Annotated in this window: 16 protein-coding genes, 11 pseudogenes and 1 riboswitch; of the genes and pseudogenes, 18 read left to right on the top strand and 9 right to left on the bottom strand. The window is 68.3% G+C overall.

Going from position 1 to position 19,322, the window contains the following annotated elements:
• Window positions 1-233: 233 nt before the first annotated feature.
• On the top strand, window positions 234-614 hold the full coding sequence (locus C7T91_RS07890) for a hypothetical protein (RefSeq protein ID WP_108258767.1): 381 nt from the start codon (window positions 234-236) through the stop codon (window positions 612-614).
• A gap of 31 nt (window positions 615-645) precedes the next feature.
• Here the strand turns inward: C7T91_RS07890 and C7T91_RS38390 are convergent.
• Window positions 646-801: pseudogene (locus tag C7T91_RS38390) on the bottom strand (ATP-binding cassette domain-containing protein); the annotation flags it as partial.
• Entirely contained in the window at window positions 798-1,352 is a 555-nt protein-coding gene (locus tag C7T91_RS07900) for an ABC transporter permease subunit (RefSeq protein WP_108258768.1), read from the bottom strand. The pseudogene C7T91_RS38390 and the gene C7T91_RS07900, both read right to left, overlap by 4 nt.
• A 26-nt stretch (window positions 1,353-1,378) precedes the next feature.
• Here C7T91_RS07900 and C7T91_RS07905 point away from each other — a divergent pair, with 26 nt between their 5' ends.
• The 7 genes and pseudogenes from C7T91_RS07905 (at window position 1,379) to C7T91_RS07930 (ending at window position 4,968) form a co-directional block, all read left to right on the top strand.
• On the top strand, window positions 1,379-1,585 hold the full coding sequence (locus tag C7T91_RS07905; RefSeq protein ID WP_407943275.1) for a response regulator: 207 nt from the start codon (window positions 1,379-1,381) through the stop codon (window positions 1,583-1,585).
• A gap of 413 nt (window positions 1,586-1,998) precedes the next feature.
• Window positions 1,999-2,541: an AsmA-like C-terminal region-containing protein gene (locus tag C7T91_RS07910; RefSeq protein WP_161555795.1), complete on the top strand. Its 543-nt coding sequence runs from the start codon at window positions 1,999-2,001 to the stop codon at window positions 2,539-2,541.
• Window positions 2,538-2,753 (top strand): annotated as a pseudogene (locus tag C7T91_RS07915) (S-adenosylmethionine:tRNA ribosyltransferase-isomerase); the annotation flags it as partial. The gene C7T91_RS07910 and the pseudogene C7T91_RS07915, both read left to right, overlap by 4 nt.
• 115 nt (window positions 2,754-2,868) lie before the next feature.
• Window positions 2,869-3,624, top strand: coding sequence for a DUF3169 family protein (locus tag C7T91_RS07920; protein WP_236638090.1), 756 nt, complete (start codon window positions 2,869-2,871; stop codon window positions 3,622-3,624).
• 5 nt (window positions 3,625-3,629) lie between these two features.
• A riboswitch (TPP riboswitch) is annotated at window positions 3,630-3,725 on the top strand.
• A 103-nt stretch (window positions 3,726-3,828) separates the two neighbouring features.
• Window positions 3,829-4,221 (top strand): annotated as a pseudogene (locus tag C7T91_RS33385) (hydroxyethylthiazole kinase); the annotation flags it as partial.
• Complete coding sequence (locus C7T91_RS07925; RefSeq protein ID WP_330848830.1) at window positions 4,220-4,540, top strand: type VI secretion system baseplate subunit TssF; 321 nt, start codon at window positions 4,220-4,222, stop codon at window positions 4,538-4,540. The pseudogene C7T91_RS33385 and the gene C7T91_RS07925, both read left to right, overlap by 2 nt.
• Entirely contained in the window at window positions 4,504-4,968 is a 465-nt protein-coding gene (locus C7T91_RS07930; protein ID WP_108258772.1) for a type VI secretion system baseplate subunit TssG, read from the top strand. The genes C7T91_RS07925 and C7T91_RS07930 overlap by 37 nt, the downstream gene beginning before the upstream one ends.
• A gap of 88 nt (window positions 4,969-5,056) precedes the next feature.
• Here C7T91_RS07930 and C7T91_RS07935 read toward each other — a convergent pair.
• Window positions 5,057-5,485, bottom strand: a pseudogene (locus tag C7T91_RS07935) (glutathione S-transferase N-terminal domain-containing protein); the annotation flags it as partial.
• A 232-nt stretch (window positions 5,486-5,717) separates the two neighbouring features.
• On the opposite strand from C7T91_RS07935, the gene C7T91_RS07945 reads away from it, so the two are divergent.
• The 3 genes and pseudogenes from C7T91_RS07945 to C7T91_RS07955 form a co-directional block, all read left to right on the top strand.
• The gene (locus tag C7T91_RS07945) at window positions 5,718-6,212 is read left to right on the top strand and encodes an ABC transporter permease subunit (RefSeq protein WP_236638091.1); all 495 of its coding nucleotides are present in this window, start codon (window positions 5,718-5,720) and stop codon (window positions 6,210-6,212) included.
• Window positions 6,213-6,447: 235 nt separating this feature from the next.
• Window positions 6,448-6,972 (top strand): annotated as a pseudogene (locus tag C7T91_RS39200) (transposase); the annotation flags it as partial.
• 954 nt (window positions 6,973-7,926) lie between these two features.
• A pseudogene (locus C7T91_RS07955) lies at window positions 7,927-8,495 on the top strand (Mrp/NBP35 family ATP-binding protein); the annotation flags it as partial.
• A 536-nt stretch (window positions 8,496-9,031) separates the two neighbouring features.
• Here the strand turns inward: C7T91_RS07955 and C7T91_RS39205 are convergent.
• Window positions 9,032-9,700, bottom strand: a complete 669-nt coding sequence (locus C7T91_RS39205) for an IS3 family transposase (RefSeq protein WP_161555797.1) — start codon at window positions 9,698-9,700, stop codon at window positions 9,032-9,034.
• A 52-nt stretch (window positions 9,701-9,752) separates the two neighbouring features.
• Entirely contained in the window at window positions 9,753-9,896 is a 144-nt protein-coding gene (locus C7T91_RS39210; protein WP_407943276.1) for a hypothetical protein, read from the bottom strand.
• Between C7T91_RS39210 and C7T91_RS07970 the strand changes: the two are divergent.
• Window positions 9,838-10,941: pseudogene (locus tag C7T91_RS07970) on the top strand (transposase). The gene C7T91_RS39210 and the pseudogene C7T91_RS07970 sit on opposite strands and share 59 nt — an antisense overlap.
• 177 nt (window positions 10,942-11,118) lie before the next feature.
• Here C7T91_RS07970 and C7T91_RS07975 read toward each other — a convergent pair.
• From C7T91_RS07975 to C7T91_RS07985, 3 genes and pseudogenes are all read right to left on the bottom strand, one after another.
• Window positions 11,119-11,367, bottom strand: a pseudogene (locus C7T91_RS07975) (hypothetical protein); the annotation flags it as partial.
• A gap of 123 nt (window positions 11,368-11,490) precedes the next feature.
• Window positions 11,491-11,649, bottom strand: a pseudogene (locus tag C7T91_RS07980) (IS6 family transposase); the annotation flags it as partial.
• A gap of 135 nt (window positions 11,650-11,784) precedes the next feature.
• Entirely contained in the window at window positions 11,785-12,417 is a 633-nt protein-coding gene (locus C7T91_RS07985; protein WP_108258777.1) for an NAD(P)/FAD-dependent oxidoreductase, read from the bottom strand.
• A gap of 667 nt (window positions 12,418-13,084) precedes the next feature.
• Here C7T91_RS07985 and C7T91_RS07990 point away from each other — a divergent pair.
• The 5 genes and pseudogenes from C7T91_RS07990 (at window position 13,085) to C7T91_RS08010 (ending at window position 17,873) form a co-directional block, all read left to right on the top strand.
• On the top strand, window positions 13,085-13,378 hold the full coding sequence (locus C7T91_RS07990) for a hypothetical protein (RefSeq protein ID WP_108258778.1): 294 nt from the start codon (window positions 13,085-13,087) through the stop codon (window positions 13,376-13,378).
• Window positions 13,379-14,088: 710 nt separating this feature from the next.
• Window positions 14,089-14,313 (top strand): annotated as a pseudogene (locus C7T91_RS07995) (hypothetical protein); the annotation flags it as partial.
• A 21-nt stretch (window positions 14,314-14,334) separates the two neighbouring features.
• Window positions 14,335-15,849, top strand: a complete 1,515-nt coding sequence (locus tag C7T91_RS08000) for a tripartite tricarboxylate transporter permease (protein ID WP_236638092.1) — start codon at window positions 14,335-14,337, stop codon at window positions 15,847-15,849.
• An 87-nt stretch (window positions 15,850-15,936) separates the two neighbouring features.
• Entirely contained in the window at window positions 15,937-16,899 is a 963-nt protein-coding gene (locus C7T91_RS08005; RefSeq protein ID WP_108258780.1) for an amidohydrolase family protein, read from the top strand.
• Between the two features lie 242 nt (window positions 16,900-17,141).
• Window positions 17,142-17,873, top strand: coding sequence for a helix-turn-helix transcriptional regulator (locus C7T91_RS08010; RefSeq protein ID WP_108258781.1), 732 nt, complete (start codon window positions 17,142-17,144; stop codon window positions 17,871-17,873).
• 136 nt (window positions 17,874-18,009) lie between these two features.
• On the opposite strand, the pseudogene C7T91_RS08015 reads toward C7T91_RS08010, so the two are convergent.
• A pseudogene (locus C7T91_RS08015) lies at window positions 18,010-18,352 on the bottom strand (transposase); the annotation flags it as partial.
• Between the two features lie 315 nt (window positions 18,353-18,667).
• Between C7T91_RS08015 and C7T91_RS40340 the strand changes: the two are divergent.
• On the top strand, window positions 18,668-19,231 hold the full coding sequence (locus C7T91_RS40340) for an IS3 family transposase (protein ID WP_456237838.1): 564 nt from the start codon (window positions 18,668-18,670) through the stop codon (window positions 19,229-19,231).
• The last annotated feature ends 91 nt before the right edge of the window (window positions 19,232-19,322 follow it).

Genomic DNA, 19,322 nt, shown 5'->3' on the forward strand with positions numbered 1-19,322 from the left:
CTGCGGCAGGCGGCGGCGCCGGACCGTGAAGCCGGGCCGCCTTCGATATTGCGTCCAGCGACATCTAGGGCCGGGCGGCGGCGCCGTCTTGGCGCCACGGGACCAACCCTTTGCGCCGACAGGACATCCGCGCTGCGCCGCGCACAGCCCCTGTCCGAAAGTGGGGGGTGATCCCGGAACGGGCCCCATGCTAGCGGCTTGCAGAGATTCCGTACGACTTGGTATCAAACGACATGACATTTCCCGGACGACACACGCCCCAGGGCCCGCGCATCGACACCGCGGCCTATCCCCCTGCCGAGCAGGTCGCGCAGTGGGAGTCCCATACCCGCACCCATGTGCTGGGCGTCCGCTGCCATTCGGCGACCGCGGGCACGCTCCATGCGGTGCAGCGCAACTGCGCAGCCGGGCTGATGCGCTTTGCCGAGCTCAGGGTCTCGCCGCATGCGGTGGAGCGGGGCGCGGCCGAGATCGCGCAGGAGGCCGCGCCGCAGGCGGTCCTGCTGATGCTGCTCGAGGGCGAGGCGATGTTCGGCCAGGACGGCCATTGGGTGACCGTGGTGCCGGGCGACATCCTGGCGCTGCGCTCTCGAGCTGCGCGGCCCCGAGCGTGACCTGCCCGCGTGCCGACAGCTCCGGCGGCAGCACGCCCATCACGGCCTGCGCCAGCAGGCTCTTGCCGGAGCCGGTCTCGCCGAGGATGACCAGAGGCTCGCCCGGCCGCAGCTCCAGGTCGACCGGCTCGACCAGCGTTTCGCCGCCGGAGGCGACGGAGATCCCTTGGGCAGTCAGCAGCGTCATGTCCCGCGGCTCCCGGCAATGAGGGTGAGGCCCAGAAGCAGGGCGAAGGTGGCGAAGACCGGCGCGAGGATCGCCAGCGGCGCCTCGTGCCAGTAGGGCAGGAGCTCGACCATCATCAGCCCCAGCTCGGCTTGCGGCGCGCGCATGCCCACCGAGACGAAGCCGAGCGCGGCGATGCCCATGATCGCGGTGGCCGTGCCGAAGGCCGCGGCGGTCAGCATCATCGGCGCGATTTCGGGCCACAGATGCGTGCGGAACAGATAGGCCGGCCCGAAGCCGAGCAGACGCGAGGCCTCGACCGCGGGAGAGGCCAGGATCTCGCGGGTGGCGGCGCGGGCGAGGCGGAAGAACTCCACCCAAAGGACCAGCGACAGGCCGATCCAGAATCCCGTGGCGGTGCCCGGCACGATGGCCAGCACGATCAGCACGAGGAGGAGCCCCGGCAGTGCCAGAAGCGCATCGGCGATCCCCGAGAGCAGCCGGTCGGGCCAGCCCGGCCGCGCAAGATGAATCCCCTCGATTTGCGCAACAAGGCCTAGAAAAATCTCCAGTTCATTTGATAATTTCTGACTTCAACATGCCAGGAATGGATGGCCTCCAGTTGCTTCATTCAGTTAGAGCCACACCGAAAACAAAAGGTATCGGCTTCATTCTCATAACTGGCCGCGCGGAGCGACAAATCATAGATAACGGGAAAAAGCTTGGAATGAATAACTTCATAAAGAAACCATTTCAACCACTAGATCTTAAAAAATGCATTGAAGCCGTTGTCGGGCGACTATAATGAAATCCTTGTGTACAAAGAAATTCGTGGAAATTTCTTCAAATATAATTGACGAATGCAGTGCCGACTGCTTGAATATACAAAAATCACTTTCCGCAACACTGGAAAAAAGCGCGCACCTCAAAGAAGAAGATATATTGCAACTGCAATACATAGATAGGCTCAATCAACGCTTGGCGGACATGGCAACACTATTTTCGGTCGCAAGCGAAAATGCAGATGAGAGACCAATTATTTTTAAAAAAACATTACTTTTGAACGCAAAGTTGTCAAGCCTCCAAGCACTCTTTGCGGAAGAAAAATGCCATAATACTTCTACTGACTGCGAATTCGACCTATTTTAATTTAAACGGCCGCCATTGCAAAACTCAGCTGATGACCGCAGCTCCCCTTTCCCACCCAAGTTGGCGCTGTTGCGCAAATCAGCTGACGACCGCATTAAGGCCGGGGGCGGCGCGCTCGACCTGCGGCTCGACCCGGCCGGCGCGGCCGGAAGCTACCGCGGCGATCTGGCGATCGACGGGCTGACCGTCACCGATGCGCCGGCCGCCGCCAGCATTCTCTCGGCGATCTCGCTGGTCGGCATCGCCGAGCAGGCAGGCGAAGGCGGACTGCATTTCGGCCGGGTCGAGGCAGAGTTCCTCTTGACGCCGGAGCGTCTGGTTGTGAGCCAGTCGAGCGCGACGGGACCGAGTCTCGGTCTGTCGCTCGACGGTGCACTAGATCTGAAACGGAAGACCATGGACATGCAGGGCGTCATATCGCCATTCTACTTCGTCAACCGCGTCGGTGCCGGGATGACCCGGCGCGGCGAGGGGCTGGTGGGCATCACCTTCACGATGAAAGGCCCCTTCGCCCAGCCGCGGGTGCGCGCGAACCCGCTCTCGATGCTGGCGCCGGGCGTGTTCCGGGAACTGTTCCGGCGGCCGCCGCCGCAGATCGGGGGCGCGGAATGAAGCTCTCGGATTTCGATTTCGACCTGCCCGAGGACCGCATCGCCACCCGTCCGGCGCGGCCGCGCACCTCGGCGAAGCTGCTGGTGGTCGAAGGCCAGGAGGCGCCGTTCCGCGACCTGCAGGTCTCCGACCTGCCGGACCTCCTGCGCGCGGGCGACCGGCTGGTGCTGAACAATACCCGTGTGCTGCCGTCGCGGCTGGCCGGCACGCGGGCAAGTCCCGCCCCTGGCTGCGCGAATGGAGCGTCGGCTTCGCGCTCCTGGCCGGGCTCGCCGCCGGTGCCCTCGCCGCGCCCCTCGCCGCCTGATCCAGACACGGAGACTTCCCATGACCGACCAGACCCAGGACCACGTCTACCGCACCGCCTTCCTGCCCCGCGCCCACCGCATCGGCCGCCTCACGCTGCTGGCCGCGATGCTGCTCTGCCTGACGCCCGCGCTCTATCTGTCCTTCGGGCTCGGCGCCTGGCCGGGCGGCGGCGCGATCCTGACCGGCTTCCTCGCCATCCTCGCCTTCGTCGGCGTCATCTGGATCGTCGAGCCGGTTTCCTATTTCCCGGTGCTCGGCGTCTGCGGCACCTACATGAGCTTCCTGTCGGGCAATATCGGCAACATGCGCCTGCCGGTGGTGATCTCCTGCCAGAGCGCGGTCGGCGCCGGGACCGGCAGCCGCAAGGCCGAGCTCGCCGCGGTGATCGGCATCGCCGTCTCGGTGCTCGTCAATCTCGTCTTCCTGGTCGCGCTGGTGCTGATCGGCCAAGCGCTGGTCGAGGCGCTGCCCGCCGCCGTTGCCGCCACGGTCAAGGCCTATACCCTGCCCGCGCTCTACGGCGCCGTGCTGGTGATGTTCGCGAAATCGGCGACGCGGCGCAACGTGCTGACCGGGCTCGGCGCCGGGGCCGCGGTGTTCCTGTCGCCCGTCCCCGAGCTCTTCGGCTCCGCCAGGGCCGCCGGCGCCGAGCTGCGCGTGCGCTGGCCCGACGGCACCGTCTCGGACTGGCAGCACGCGGCGGCGGGCACAGCCGTCACCGTGACGCGCTCCGGCGCGAATTCCGGGGGTGACATTCCCGCGCCGAGACCCTAATCTCCGCCAATCGACAGGGGCGTCCCGCAGCGCGGGGCTGAGAAGCACCCTTTGAACCTGAACCGGATCATGCCGGCGGAGGGAGTCGCTTCGCCGGCGCAGGGGACCTCCCCGCTCCGGGAGCCTCCCCAAGCCGGAAGGGAGGCGAGATTGACCAATCTGGACCAGTTGCTGGCCACCACCCCCGCCGAGGCGCTGTCGCGGATGCGCGCCGCCACGCCGCTGGTGCAGTGCATCACCAATTTCGTCGCGATGAACTACGCCGCGAACGTGCTGCTGGCGGCGGGCGCCTCTCCGGCAATGGTGCATGCGGCCGGGGAATCCGGCGAGTTCGCCGCAATCTCGGGCGCGCTGACCGTCAATATCGGCACGCTCTCCCCGGACTGGGTGTCGGGCATGGAGGCGGCTGTGGCCGGCGCCAATGCCACGGGGGTGCCTTGGGTGCTCGACCCGGTGGCCTGCTTCGCCACGCGCTACCGCGGCGAGGTCACCCGCAGCCTGGCCGGGCGCGGTCCGGCGATCATCCGCGGCAATGCCTCCGAGATCCTGTTCCTCGGCGGCGGGTCCGCGGCCGGCAAGGGCGCCGATGCCGGAGATGCTGGGCGTGCATGTGCCCGCGGGCGACCGGGTGGCCGCGAAGCAGCTCGAGGGCATCGTCCGCGTCGCCGCGCGCCCGCGGGCAAGGCGGCTGGTCGACGAGGTGCTCTCGACCGCGGTGCGCGGGCTCGAGATCGAGCTGACCTGCGACGAGAGCTTCTTCGAGGGCGCCTCCGCCTATCTGATGGGCGCGGTGCTGGAGCGCTTCTTCGCCAAATACGTCACGATGAACAGTTTCACGGAAACCGTGCTCTGCACGGAAACAAGGGGAGAGGTGGCCAGATGGCGCCCGAGAGCAGGGAAGGCGCGGCTGATCTGACGCATTACGCGCAGTTCCGGGCCGATCCGAAAAGCTACCATATCCTGCTCGCGCTGCGCATCCTGGAGGCCGAGCTGCAGACCGGCGCCGCGCTGGGACGCACGCGCCAGCCGTCGCAGGACGGGCTGCGGCTGGGACAGGACCCGGAGCTGGCTTTCCCGGGATCGGCGATCTCGGGCTATGCGCCGCCCGAAGACGGCCGCCCGGCGCAGCTGCGCAACCTCGCCTTCGGGTTCTGGGGGCCGCACGGGCCGATGCCGCTGCATCTGACGGAATATGCCCGCGAGCGGATGCGCGACCACCGCGACCCGACGCTGACCGCTTTCGCGGACATGCTGACCCACCGGATGATGAGCCTGTTCTACCGCGCCTGGGCCGAGGCCCAGCCCGCGCCGGGGCTCGACCGCGGCCCGCGCGCTTCGGCATGACCGAGGCGAAGAGCGGCAGCGCCAGGAACCTGTCCAGCCAGAGCCGCAGCGCCGGTGACGCCTCGCGGTCGAAGCGCGGCCGGTCGATCATCGCGAATTGCCGCACGAAGGGCAGGACCGCCATGTCGGCAAGGCGCGGACGGTCTCCGAACAGCCACGGACCGGGCCGCAGCCCGCCGAGCATCGCCATCGCCGCCGCGCGGGTCTCCTCCGGATCGCTGTCCGGATGGCGCGCCGCGTATTTGGTGCGGTCGAGCGCCTGCTTGAACGGCCCGTCGAAGCGCCGGATCAGCGCCCACCCCGCCTCCGGCATGTCGCGCCAGCCTTCCGGGTCCGACCGCTCCAGCGCCCAGAGCATGATGTCGAGGCTCTCCGGCACGATCCCCTGCCCGGTCTGCAGGAGCGGCACCGTGCCGTCGGGTGACACGGCAAGGAACTCCGCAGGCTTGGCGCGCAGCACGATCTCGCGGAGCTCGACGGGCACGCCCGAGACCTGCAGCGCCAGCCGCGCCCGCATCGCATAGGGGCAGCGGCGGAAAGACCACAGGACCGGCGTCACGCCGTCAGGCCGGCCGCCGTCGCTCCGGTGATGCGGACCGGCACGATCTGCCCCTCGGGCTGGTCGGCGGAGAAATGCACCTCGGCGAATTGCGCGGTGCGGCCCATGCGCGGGCTTTCCATCAGGACCTGGTGCTCGCGCCCGACCTGCGCCGCGAGATCTGCTGGTCGCGGCCACCGGGCTGAAGGCGGTGCCGCAATTCCTCATGGCGCTGATCCTGATCCTCGTCGTCTCGGTCGGCTTCGGCGCGCTGCCCGCCGCCGGGCACGGCGCGCCGAAGCATGTCGTGCTGCCTGCCCTTGCTCTGGCGCTGGGTCTCGCGGCCGTCAATGCCCGCATCGCCCGCGATGCCATGGCGCGGATTTCCGCCATGCCGTTCTACCGCTTCGCCGCATGGAAGGGCCTGTCGCGCCGCCAGGTGCTGCTGCGCCACGGGCTGCGCAATGTCGCGGTGCCGGTCGTGACCTATATGGGGCTGCAATTCGTCACCCTGGTCGAGGGCGTCGTGGTCGTCGAGTCGGTCTTCGGCTGGCCCGGGATCGGCCATGCGCTGGTCCATGCGATCTTCTCGCGCGACGTGCCGATGGTGCAGGGCACCGCGCTGGTGCTGGGGCTCAGCTTCGTCCTGATCAATGCGCTGACCGACCTGGCAGCGCGCCGTCTCGATCCCAGAGGTGCCGCATGACGCTGTCCCCTGCCCGTCTTTCCGGCGCCTTGCTGCTGGCGCTCGTCGCCGCGATCGCGCTCGCCGGTCCGCTCGCCGTGCCGGGCGATCCCTATGCGATGGACCTGATGAAGACCCTCGGCGGGCCCGAGGCGGCCGCGCCCCTGGGCTATGACCATCTCGGCCGCTCGGTCTTCCACCGGCTGGCCGCGGCGCTGCGGCTGTCGCCGCTGATCGGTCCGGCTGCAAGCCGCCGCTGCGCAAGCGGGGCGCGCCGCGCGACGGGCGGCCTGGATGTCCGCCGGTGTCTTCCGGTGCGGCCATCCAAGTCTGCCTGCCGGTCAAAGTCCTGTTCAAGCGGCCCTTGCGCCAAACCGCCGGGAGAGTGGCCGACCAGCTCCGGCCGGTGGGGCTAAAAGGGCCGGCGCCGGACGTTTCCGCGCTTTGCCGGAGGCGGAAGATCCCGGCGGGCCAGGTCCCGCACCGGCGCGTCGGCGGACCGCCCAACCTGCCTGCGGACGGCACCGGGATCAAGGTCCCCGGTGAATGAAGAGGGAGCGGGGCGCCAGCAGCGCCGCAGAAGCCCGATGGCCGAATGGCTGGCCGCAAGCTCGGGGGCCTGCGCCAATGGCGCAAGCTGCATCCGGCGATGGGTCCGGCCGCATCCGGCCCTTGCCGCCGAATTTGCCCATGGCCGTGACGGCGGCAGCCCTGTGCCCCCGACCTGCTCAGCCAAGCCCCCGGGGGTGGGCAGACCCGCAGCCTGACCGCCTGCGGTGCCCAGAACACGCGGCGGTGCCGCAAGGCCGTGAACGCCCGTGATGCTGTCCCGATCCTCCCGAGCCGCAGGACCGGACGCGCCCGGAAAGACGGCGCCCTGCGACACGCGCCGGACACGGCCTCCTGCGCGCCGCCCGGCACCATGGCGTCAGCGGGGCAAGGGAACCTCACGCCTCGCGCCCGGAAAATGCAGCAACGCCGCAGGCATCGCCGCGCGCCCGGAGCGCGTCCGCGGGGGCTGCGCCACATCTGCGACGCGCGCCGGACTGCCGTCGGGCGGTCCAATATCGATCCGGCCTCCCTGCAGTTTCCGGCCTGGCCAGTGCGGGCGATGGGGAGCAGGTTCTCCGCCCGTCCCGATGGCCGGACCCGCCCGGGGCCGGTCCGGTCCGCGAGACGCTGCGCAAGATGCCGGGCTTCGCATTCAGTCCCTTGCAGGCCGCCACGTCCGCACCGCCCTTCCCGACCCGGCAGGATCCGTCCCTCCTCTTCAGGGCCGGGCACCGAACTGACGGTCCCGCGGCAGCAGCGGATGACGGCCATGGGCCGCTCGGCCGTCTCTTCCTGCCTCGGCGCATCGCCGTATCTCATTCGCGCCCTGCCCCGCCGCCGGTCCCTGCCCTGCGGTTACGTCCCCGCAGTCGCGGCAGGCGATCACGCCGGGCAGGTCAGGGTCGGCATATGGATCATGCTGCGCCCCGACCGGGCGGTCCTGACCCGCTTGCAACAGGGGGAGCGGGCCGTTTGGCACGAACGGCATCCTCGCGGCCGCGGACGACCCAGCAAACCCGGGCGGAGTCCGGTGCCGGGCAGTCATCGGGGGCGATGCCGACGGGGACATTCCCTTCCGGGAGCACCGGCGAGCGCATGGCCCGGGTGCCCCCTGCGCCGTTCCGGACCGGTGGAGCGCAGCGCCGACACGGCGCGGCGTCCGAGGGCTGCCAGCCCGCAGCGCGCCGCGCCTCAGGGCCCGCAGAAAATCCCCGGCATTTCCCATATCCTGGCGGTGGCCAGCGGCAAGGGCGGCGTCGGCAAGTCGACCGTGTCCTCGAACCTCGCCTGCGCGCTGGNCGCAGCAGGGCCGCCGGGTCGGGCTGCTCGATGCCGATGTCTACGGGCCGAGCCAGCCGCGCATGCTGGGCGTCTCGGGCCGTCCGGCCTCGCCCGACGGCAAGACCATCCTGCCGCTTCGGAACCACGGCGTCACCATGATGTCGATCGGGCTGATGACCAATGACGANCCAGGCGGTGGTCTGGCGCGGGCCGATGCTGATGGGCGCGCTGCAGCAGATGCTGACCCAGGTGCAGTGGGGCGCGCTCGACGTGCTGATCGTCGACCTGCCGCCCGGCACCGGCGACGTGCAGATGACGCTGAGCCAGAAGGCGCATCTCGACGGCGCCATCGTGGTCTCGACGCCGCAGGACGTGGCGCTGCTCGACGCGCGCAAGGGCATCGACATGTTCCGCCAGCTGAACGTGCCGCTCCTCGGCATGATCGAGAACATGTCGACGCGCTACTTCTCCGAAGACGCGGTGGCCGCTGCGGCCGAGCCGAAGGAGCTGATGATCATCGACGGCGCGGATCATGTCGACCTTTACGACCAGGTGGACATCATTCCCTTCGACAAGCTCGAGGCGTTCTTCAATCAGAACCTCGCCTGACAGGGCTGCGAAACGGGAAGGGGGCATGCGCCCCCCTTTGCCGTTCGGGTGCTTCCGATCGGCAATGCCGGTGCTTGACTGACCTTGCCCCCGGTTCCCGGACTGGGGCGATATTCGCCATGCGGCCATCGCGGCGCTCATGTCGGCCCTCGCTTGCTCATGCATGCGGTAGCCGGCGCTCGCGTGGCGGCGCTGCGGGTTCCAACAAATGGCGATGTAGTCGAACAGCGCCGCCTTGGCCGCGCCGCGCGGCCGGAACTTGGTGCGGCAGACCAGCCCGTTCTCGAGCGATCCGGAGACGCTCTCCATCGGCGCGGTCTGCGCCTTCGGAGGAGCCCCCGGATCATCCGGTCCGCTGGCGCGGTCCAGCTTGAATTCCAAGCAGTTGCCGTTGCGCCTCATCGAGGCAGGCGCCGTCCAGGCATCGGGAAGCCGCTGGCGCATTGAACTCCGCGGTCGGAGCGGCAGATCAGCCCCGGCGTCGGCCGGCGGTTCTGCAGCGCCATGCGCATCGCGTCAACGGCGAGGCCGCTCTTCAGACGCCCGGACATCGACCCGCTGCCCGGCAGGCGATTGCCTGCAATCGCCGGGAGGGGCGACGATTTCCATGGTGGCGTTCGCCATCGGTCTCGGAGTTGCCAGCGGCTGCGCCATCGGTCCGAGCGCCGCTGGCGACGGCGGCTCGATGACGAACTCCGTGACCGCCGCCAGGTAGAGCCAGCCCCCGTCAATGGGCAGTCGCCAAGCTTGCGCCACTGTTTCGAGCAACCATTGGAGACGCTGATGTCAGCGAGCCAGTTCCGGTTGGGCTTCGCAGCCTTGAAGGTCCGCCTCAGCAGATTCGGAGCGATGCCGAGATGGTACCGGCTGTCGGTCGTCCGCGGAACACGGCGTCCTTTGCGTGGCAGACGGATATCGTTTTCTTTCATGAGTTTGGCCACCGTCTTCCTGGCCACCAAGATGCCTTGACCGCGAAGCCCGGCGTGGATGCGGGGAGCCCCGTGACACCGGTGGCTGGCTTTTAAGATCGCACGTATCCTGGGAAGAAGCTCGGTGGGTAACTGCAAGACAAGCCGAGTGCTTACGATCGATGGGCGGGCGGTGCTGGAGTGAAGAGGATCAGAAAGCAGTCCGAGGGACTGTTTTCTCGACGAACGTCTCGCCGGTGAAGTGCTGGTCGGACGCGGCCGTCCAGTTCTGCCTGATGATCAAGCTGCTCTTCAGCCCGCTGCCCAGGCAAACGACCGGGATGGTCGCCAGCATCCTCGAGATGGCTGGTCCGGACTGGCCGGTCCCGGACGTCTCCACGCTCAGCCGCCGCCGGAGCGAGACGGGACCGTGGCCCCGGTGGGGCCGCGAAACCCCGTCGAACGATTGCCGTACAGTTGCCGAGCCGACGTGCTGCGGGTCCGCGGACCTTGCTGGTCCCCTCTCGGGCATTGCTGCGCAATACCCTGCCGGGCCGCGGACAGCGCCAGGATCAAGTTCCCGGGTGAATGAAGGGGGACCGTGGCGCCAGTGGCGCCGCGAAAGCCCGAAGAATGAGTGGCTGGCCAGGAAGCATGGCACCCACCGCTGCCGCCAGGACCGCAAGGTCCATCTGGCGATGGACACGGCCACCGGCGACATCCGGACGGTGGAATTCACCTCCAGCCGCGGGGCGACAGCCCCGTGCTTCCGGACCTTCCCGACCAGATCCCCGAGGACGGGGAAATCGGCACCGTTGCCGGCGAGTTGCCAGCGGATGCGCCACCGCTTCGAGCACCGCTGGCGACGCCTCCGACACGAGGCAGTGCCATGCGGCGATCCTGGCGCGCGGAGGCACCGGGGCTCGGCCATTCCCTCGGACCGGTGGCCCTCACGCCCTCGCTCCCATCCGCAGAAACAGCCGGCTCTGGAAGGAGGACTGACCCGCCGCGCTCGCCATTGCCCTCGGAGTTGCCAGCGGCTGCGCCATCGGTCCGGGCGCCGCTGGCGGCGGCGGACAATGGCCCGCCCCGCAACGACATCCCGAGGGCAACCCGGCGCCTCGGCCGCGTTCGCCGGACTTTCGCGGCGCCACTGGCGCCACGGTTCCGGCTCACTCTGGAAAAGGTGGTCCGGCGATCATGTCCGCAGCCGGGTCGAGGCCCGGATGAGGACCCTGGCATCCTTCGGCGAGCGGATCGCCTCGGGGGACCCCGACCGCCAGACCGCCGAAATCCACATCCGCGTCATTCGCGGCTGCGCTCGGGCCAATGGCGCTTGCCGCTCATTGATGAACCGCTTCAACGCCCCCGGCACCTCCGGGATCGAACGCGTGGCCTGACCTCAGCTGGGGAAGGGGCCATCACGCCCCGGCGCAGACGTCTGCAACAATACCAATGTGATACCTCCATTTTCCATTGTCAGTCAGAGTATGCGACGCCGCTTGATTTGGGGTGACATCGATCGGCGAAAGGTGGTCACCTGACGGGCCCGCTCATCGGCAGGAGGCTTTCTCCAAAAAATCGCGTTCCACCACCAGCTGGCCGATCTTGGCATGAAGCTTCTCGATCCCGCCCTCCTTCTCGGCGGCTTTCGCCTCGGCCCTGCCCGAGACCACCCCGGTCATCCCCTCGATCGCCTGGCGCCTCCAGGTGTTGATCACCGTCTGATGCACGCCGTGCTTCGCCACCAACTCGGCGACCGTCGCATCGCCCCTGATCGCCTCCAGGGCCACCCAATCGTCGGGAAATCGATCCCCCGGATCGATTTCTGATCCTCCTCATACCTTGAACTCGGCGCTGTCGTTCTTCCGTTTGCCGGCCACGCTGTCAGTCCTCGTACTTGTAGGCAGCAAGCTTAGCCAGGTGTCCGGATTTTGGGGACCACCTCAGATCGTCTCACGGGAAACCGTGACGCCGCGCGCAGCCAGGAGATCCTCGACGTCGCACAGGCTCAGAGCGAAACGGCGATACGCCCACACGGCATAGCCGATGACGCTTCGCGGGACGCGGAAGGCTTTGATCCGGGACAAGTCTTCGACGTTCAGCATTAGATCAGGCTGCCGCCATCTGGAGTGCCCGGAATCTTGACAGTGCCCCTTGAAAAGCACCGGCATGAACTGCTGCTTGCACGTAAAATGGGCATGTGCTTATGCCGATCCACATCCAGTGCACGCCCGGGCGCCTCACGCCACATGCCGCATCTCGTCCCGCTCCCCGGCGATCCACGCCTGGTTTGCCTTCATCGCGCGGTTCAGCTGCCTATGCAGGCCGGCCAGATCGGCAAGCGTCCAACCGAAACTTGCGATGCGGTCGGAGACCTCGAAAATCGGCAGGGACAGGCGGTCGCGCTGCGCCTCGTAAGTGCCGAGCGTTCCGGTGCTCGCCGCCTCGGAGAGCAGCTCGGCGTCGCGGAACGCGTCGGTGATGCCATGCGCGGTGAGCGGGTCGCGGAACCAGCTGGCGTCGCCGACCAGCGCCCAGCCCGGCCCGGCGCAGCGGCGCATGTAGCCCTTGACGCCGGCAAAGATCACCGGCGCCTCGACCGGCTCGGAGCCCGCCATGTCATCCGCCATCACCGGCATGTAGCGTGCGGCCAGCTCTTGCACCGAGGCGCGGCGCAGCTCGTCCGCGGAGTCCTGCGGCAAGGCGACGAAGACGCAGCTTCTGCCGTCATTCGTGGGAATGATGCCGCCCGCGGCGCCCGCGGCGAAGTGCCAGCGGAACCCGCGATTGGGCAGGCCCGCAACATATTGGTAGGCGCAGGCCACCGTATGGCGGGCCTGCCGCGTGACTTCGGCCCCGGCGAGCCGCGCCACGCGCGAGCGCTTGCCGTCGGCGCCGATGACCAGAGCCAGGCTCCCGGCCGGAAAGACTGCCGACGCGCCCGCCGCGGATGGGGGGGCATCGCCCCGGCAAGCAGGTTCTGTCGAACAGGTGGCGTTCACCGGCGCGATGCCGGCAATCCAACCCTGCCGGGAAACCCGATGGACACCGGAAGCGACACCGCCCCCCGGGACACGATTTGTCCGCTGATGCAGCATCGCTCCCGTCGGCCCGGATCGGTCGACGTGATGCGCCTGCGCGGGATGATCGGCCGCGCCATGAGTTTGAGGCGAGCAAGACGTCGGGGCGGTGAAGACATCCGGCACCGCCGCTGGCCACAGCTTGATGCGCATCGCCGATCCGGCAGTGGACGGGGCGGCCAAGTCAAGACGAGGCGCATGTCCCTGATGCCGCTCGGGGACTGTGCTGGTCCTTGGGGCTGGACTTGCACCGCTCCCCATGCGGCCGTCCGGGGGAGGCCTGCGCGACCGCGTCGCGGTGCCGGTCAGCCATGGAAAGACGGCGGGCCGTCGGCTGAAGGGGACGGCGGGCGCCGCGCCACGGCATCGCTGCCGTCCCGGGAGGCGCCGCAAAACTGTCCGGGAAACGGGGACCACCTCGAAATTCGCCTTCGCCGAGTTGCGCCGGAAGGCCGGGAAGATGGCGGCCGCGCAATTCCCCGGAACTCCCGTCGCGGCGCTGTCCTGCCGCATCGATGCCGGACACGCCGAGTTGCCGATGGCTGCGCCACCGGTCCGAGCGGCCATTGGCGACGGAATCCGGTTCGCCAGCCGTCAGCAGGACCGCCACGCAATGGCCCATATTTCCGGCAGGGTCCGCGAAGGGTATGCCATCCGGCACCGGCTCGCGGAGATGAAGCACCCTTGGCGCAGCGAGGATCCGAAAATGGTCCGGGGGACCAGTTCGCGAGGGGCGGCCAAGTCGAGCGGATGAACCGCAGGATCAAGGAGGCGACCGCCAAACGGAATCGATGCGACACGCAGGCGGAACTGGAGGGCCGCCTGGTCGCGCTCGTCGCCGCCTGCAACTGCGCCCGGAGATTGAAGACGCTGGGGGGCCGCTGACCGTTCGGGTTCATCTGCGGAAGAGGGACAAAAGAGCCGGCTCGTTCCACCGCCGACCCGCCCCGCCACACCCCGGGACCAAACAGCTAGCCCCCTTGACCACGGGGCGAGCCGACCGGGACGGCGGCCTCCCATGCCGAGGTTTGCGCCGGACGGGCCGGCGCCGGGCCCTGGACGGCCCAGTGCAGGATTGGCGGCCGATCGGGATTGACCTCCGCGAGGCGGCGATCCCGGCCGCGGCGGCTCTCGGCGGCCTCCGCTACTGGACCGCGATCCCGGACCGGGCGGCGGCATTTCTGCCATGAAGTCGGCCATTGCGGCGACGGCCTGCACCGGCAACCGGCCGGTCTTGGTCCTGCTCACAGCTTTGGCGCGTGCTCGTCCGCGATCTCTGTCGAGCCATGGTGTTTGCTCGTCCGCTCCCCGCGAAAGCAGGAGAGCACGTCAGGGCGGACCGCCGCGATGCCGCCATGCCGGTTGCGGGACCTGGTCTGGCGCGGGCATCGGCGATGACCGCCAGCGGCAGGGCGCCCCCCCGCGCCATGGCCGTGCCGATCCGGGAGTTCGCGCGGGTCTGCGGAGGCGCCCGACCTGCGCGGCCTGTTCCTGGCGGGCGGCATCGTGGCGCTCGGCATCGCGGCGATGGCGCTCGGCTCGGTGATGGCGCCGGTCGCGGCGATCGTCTTCCTGGTCTCCTGGCTGGTGACCCGGCATTCGCTGGCGCTGTCGGCGGGCGTCGCGGCGGCGACCACCGGGATCATCTATGTCCTCTTCGCGGTCTGGCTGAACCTGCCCGTCACCTGAGATCGTTCCGGAACCCAAACCATGCAATCATCCATACTCGAGCTGGCCTCGGCGATGTCGCAATTCGCGACGCCGGCCAACCTGCTCCTGATCTTCGTGGCCGGGCTGATCGGCACGGTCGTCGGCGCGCTGCCGGGGCTCGGCCCCTCGGCGGGCATCGCGCTGATGATGCCGCTCACCTTCGGCATGGACCCGGTCTCGGGGCTGAGCCTGCTGACCGGCGTCTACATGGGCACCATGTATGGCGGCCGCCTGACCGCCATCCTGATCAACACCCCCGGCGACGCCCCCGCCATCATCACCGCGCTCGACGGCTATCCGATGATGCAGCAGGGCAGGGGCGGGCTGGCGCTGGGAATTTCGGCGGTGTCCTCCTTCGTCGGCGGCGTCTTCGGCCTGGTCATGCTGGTCTTCTTCGCGCCGGTGATCGCCGAATACGCGATCTTCCTCGGTCCGCCGGAATACTTCATGCTGATGCTGCTGGGGCTGAGCATGATCATCGTGCTGGCGGGAGCCGATCCGCTTAAGGCGCTGATCGCCACGCTGTTCGGCGTGCTGCTGAGCACCATCGGCAGCGACTACGTCTCGGGCAACAGCCGCTTCGTCGTCATGCCCGAGCTGATCGAGGGCATCGATTTCGTCGCGGTGATCATCGGCCTCTTCGGCATCGGCGAGGTGCTGGTGAACATCGAGGAGCGCGTCCGCCTGAACATGGGCAAGCCGCAGTTCCGCCTCGGCGAGTTCATCCCGGGCGCCCGCGACCTGCGCAAGGTGGCGATGCCGACGCTGCGCGGCTCGGCGATCGGCACCGGCATCGGCGTGCTGCCGGGCGCGGGCGCGACCATCGCGACCTTCATCAGCTACATCCTGGAGCAGAAGCTGTCGAAGACGCCCGAGCGCTTCGGCAAGGGCGCCGAGGAAGGCCTGGCCTCGCCCGAGGCGGCGAACAACGCCGCGGTGCCGGGTTCGCTGATCCCGCTGCTGACGCTGGGCATCCCCGGTTCGGGCGGCACCGCGATCATGCTGGGCGCGCTCATCATGTTCGGCCTCAATCCGGGTCCGATGCTGATGATCCAGTCGGCGGACATCGTCTGGGGCGCGATCGCCGGCCTGATCCTGGCGAACGTGTTCCTGCTCGGCTCGAACGTGCTGCTGATCCCGCTCTTCGTCAACGCGCTGCGGCTGATCCAGCGGCATCTGAGCGCGATCGTCCTGGCTTTCTGCCTGGTCGGCGCCTTCGCGATCAACTACGGCACCTTCGACATCTGGATCGCTGCCATCTTCGGCGTGATCGGCTACCTGATGAAGAAGGCGAACTACCCGGCCGGTCCCTTCATCCTGGCGCTGGTGCTGACGCCGCTGGCCGAGAACTACCTGCGCCAGTCGATCATGATCGGCCAGGGCTCCTGGGGAATCTTCTTCGCCAAGCCGCTGACCGCCGTGTTCTCGACGCTGGTGCTGGCGGTGGTGGCCTTCGGCCTGCTGAAGGCGCCGATCTCGGCCGCGATCCGCCGCCGGACGAAACCCGCAACCTGACACGGATCCCGCCCCCGGCAGTCCCGGGGGCGGGATAAAAGGCTCCGGCCGGCGTTCCGGCCCGGGCCGATCAATGGGAGGACTACCATGATATCGAGACGAACCCTGATCGCCGCCGCGGCAAGCCTGCCGGCGGCTCCCTTCCTGGTTCCTGCATCGGCGGCCGCCGATGCGTCCCAGCCGGAAACCGCCGCGGGCTTCGCGCTGCCTCCGGGCGCCTGCGATTGCCATGTCCATGTCCACCCCGAGGGCTACCCGCTCTACGAGGGCCGGACCTACACGCCGGGCGGGGCGGAGGTCGGCGAACTCGAAGCCATGATGGCGGCGCTCGGGCTCGACCGGGCGGTGATCGTGACGCCCAGCATCTACGGCCCGGACAACTCGGCGACGCTGTCGGGCCTGCATGCGCTCGGCGAGCGCGGCCGCGGCGTGGCGGTCATCGACGGCACGACCACGGCCCGGGAGATGCGCCTGCTCGACGCTGCCGGAATCCGGGGCGTGCGGCTGAACCTGTCCACCGGCGGCGTCAGCCAGCCGGAAGTGGCGCGCGGCATGGTCGAGGAGACGCTTGCCCGCATCGACGCGACGGACTGGCATCTCCAGCTCAACACCAATCTCGCGATGATCGCCGCGCTCCACGACTTCCTGGCCGACCAGCCGCGCACCTTGGTCTTCGACCATTTCGGCGGCGCCCAGCCCGATGCCAGCGCGCAGCCGGATGCCGAGGCGCTGGTGTCCCTCGTCGCAAGCGGCAAGGCCTATGTGAAGCTTTCGGTGAAGGGCGGCCCGCGGGACGACTATTCGGTATTCGATCCGCTTGCCGCCGCGCTGGTCGAGGCCGGTCCGGACCGGGTCCTGTGGGGCACGAACTGGCCGCATCCGAATGCGAAGCCGCCCGCGGGAGGCACGGCCAAGGATCTGACGCCGCTTTTCGATGTCGATGACGGGGCAGTGCTCGGCCATCTGCCGGTCTGGGCGCCCGACCTGGCCCTGCGCGAGAAGATGCTCGTCGCCAACCCTGCCCGCCTCTACGGCTTCGGCCAGGCCTAGGCGCCGCCCGGAGGCTGCCACGCCGGGAGATGCAACGGCCATCTCCCGGCATTTCCCTGTTCCGGGGGCCTGTTCGGGCGCAACGCTGCGGGCCGGGCCGCGGGAAACAATTGATTGCAATGGGATCATTTGTTGCGCCGGGGCCATAGCCGCTCGCCGCCAAGGTTTACGTGCTGAGATAGCTTCATAAATGAACTAATCCCCTGTCTTGTGGAAGTTATCTGTTTCGATAGGTAGGGCGGGTGCGGCAGGCGGGGCCTAATTTTCTGATCGATATCGCCGACCGGCTGCAGGCGGGGCCGGAGGATCGTGCTGCGGGCTGGGACCGCATCCGCGGTGTCGCGGACAGCCTCGGGCTGACGGGGATGAATGCGGGCGCGGCCTTTGCCGGGAGCCTCGAGCCGGTCTGGACCCGGTTCCACATGGACTGCCACTGGGAGGAGGAGTACTCCCAAGAAGCGCTCTGGACGGCCGATCCGATCTGGCGCTGGCTGCCGCGGCCGGAGCCGCGGCTGCTGAAGTCCTCCGACGGCATCGCGGCATCGGAAAACGGCGGCGCGCTGTCCTCGGCCATGCGGGCGCGCGATTTCAATTTCGTCCAGGTCTACAAGTGGCGGCGGGCCGGGCTGATCGAGGTCCTGACCCTCGGCACGCGGGCTCCCGCCGACATCTCCCTCGGGCCAGAGATCGCCGCGCAAATGCCGGTCATCGCGTCGATGATGGGCGGGCAGCTCTCGGCGCCTCCCTCCTCGGACGGGTTCCTGGGCATTCGCTACAGCCCGCTTTCCGGGCGCGAACGCGCGGTGCTGGCCTATCTGGCGAGCGGGCTGGACAATGGCGGCATTGCCGAGCGGATGGGGCTGGCCGAGGTGACGGTACGTTTCCACCTGAAGAATGCCCGCATCAAGATGGGCGCTGCCACGCGCGAGCAGGCCCTGGCGATGGCCATGGCGCGGGGCATGCTCGATCTCTGAGCGGCCCCGGCCTTCCGGAACCGGTGCCGTTTGCACCGGGAATTTTCAGTCATGTCGCGAGGTCGCGCGAAAGCCGCGCGCGCCGCGCAAGCGGCGGCCGGCCCCGGGCAGGGAAGCCGCGCTGCCGCCCGACGAAGGGCACCGACCAATCCAGCCCGGACAATTCCAACAGGCTTGCCACGAAGCCGTTCGCCTGACGGAGCGGCAGCCCGAGCAGGACCTTGAGGGTCAGGCAGAGCTGGATCGCATTCGTCGGGGAATTGATCCCCCGGATCAATTCCTGATCCTCCTCATTCGCTACAGGCCTGCTGTCGGCCGCGACGCCCGGACGGCACCGCGTCCCATTGCATTGTGAGATCGAACCAGATGGTCAGCGAGCCACGCTGCCTCAGCGCCTGATTGTAGCTCTGAACTGATGCGGTGGATGCCCCATGCGCCACGCACGACAAGCATGGGACATGGCGAAGATGACAGACCATGCCATCGGCATCGACATCTCGAAAACCCATCTCGACGCCTTCCGGCTTGAAGACCAGGNTCGGAGAACCAGCTTGCTCTCAAAGACTTGCAGGTAGCACGTATAGCGCTGGTCAAGGAACGCACGCGCCTGCGCAACCGCAGCCATGTGCAAATCAACCCGGTTCTGAAACGTCGGGTCAAAGTGCGGCTTACGCTTGTCGAGCGTCAGCTTGCCGAGCTCGATCCCCGGCCTTGGACCCGTCGCCTCGGCGCTGATCCTGATCTGGCCAAATTCCGGCTTCCAAGTGTCGAAGTTCGGGTGCCGGGTGCTCTCGGTGAGCACGAGCTGGTTCCATTCCTGGCGTGCCGCCGCCCCGAAACGGGCGGCGCGCCGGTCGTCCCGGGACGCCCTGTTGCCGCGGATACGTGGAATCTTCGAGGCCAGTCGGCGACGATACGGAGCCCCGCGCATCCACGCCGAGCTGCGGGGCCAAGGCATCCGGGTTGCCCGGAAGACGGTGGCCAAGCTCATGAAAGAGCGAGCCATTGTCCGCCATCGGTCCGAGGGAAATGGCGAGCGATATCCGCCCGCCGCGCAAAGGTCGGCAGGTCCCGAGGACGACGGATGGCCGACACAATCTCGGCATCGCCCCGAACCTGCTCAAGCGGAATTTCCGGGCCTCGGAGTCCGACCGGATCTGGCTTGCCGACATCAGCGTCGCCAATGGTTGCTCGAACCAGTGNTACGCTCCATTCGCGCAGCCAGGGGCGGGACTTGCCCGCGACATGCAGCAGCGCCATCGTTGCGGCGGCGGCGAGGATCGCGGCCAGGTCGTCGGCGGCGACCGAGAGGCCCGAGAGCCAGTCCTTGTCCACCGCGGCATTGGCGCCGAGGATGAAGAAGATGGCGATCNTGACGACGAGGCACGACAGCAGCCAGAGCACCGGGCTGTTCGCGATTTGCAGGACATTTTCCATTGTCTTTGTCTC

The organism is Mangrovicoccus ximenensis (assembly GCF_003056725.1).
Taxonomy (GTDB): Bacteria; Pseudomonadota; Alphaproteobacteria; order Rhodobacterales; family Rhodobacteraceae; genus Mangrovicoccus; species Mangrovicoccus ximenensis.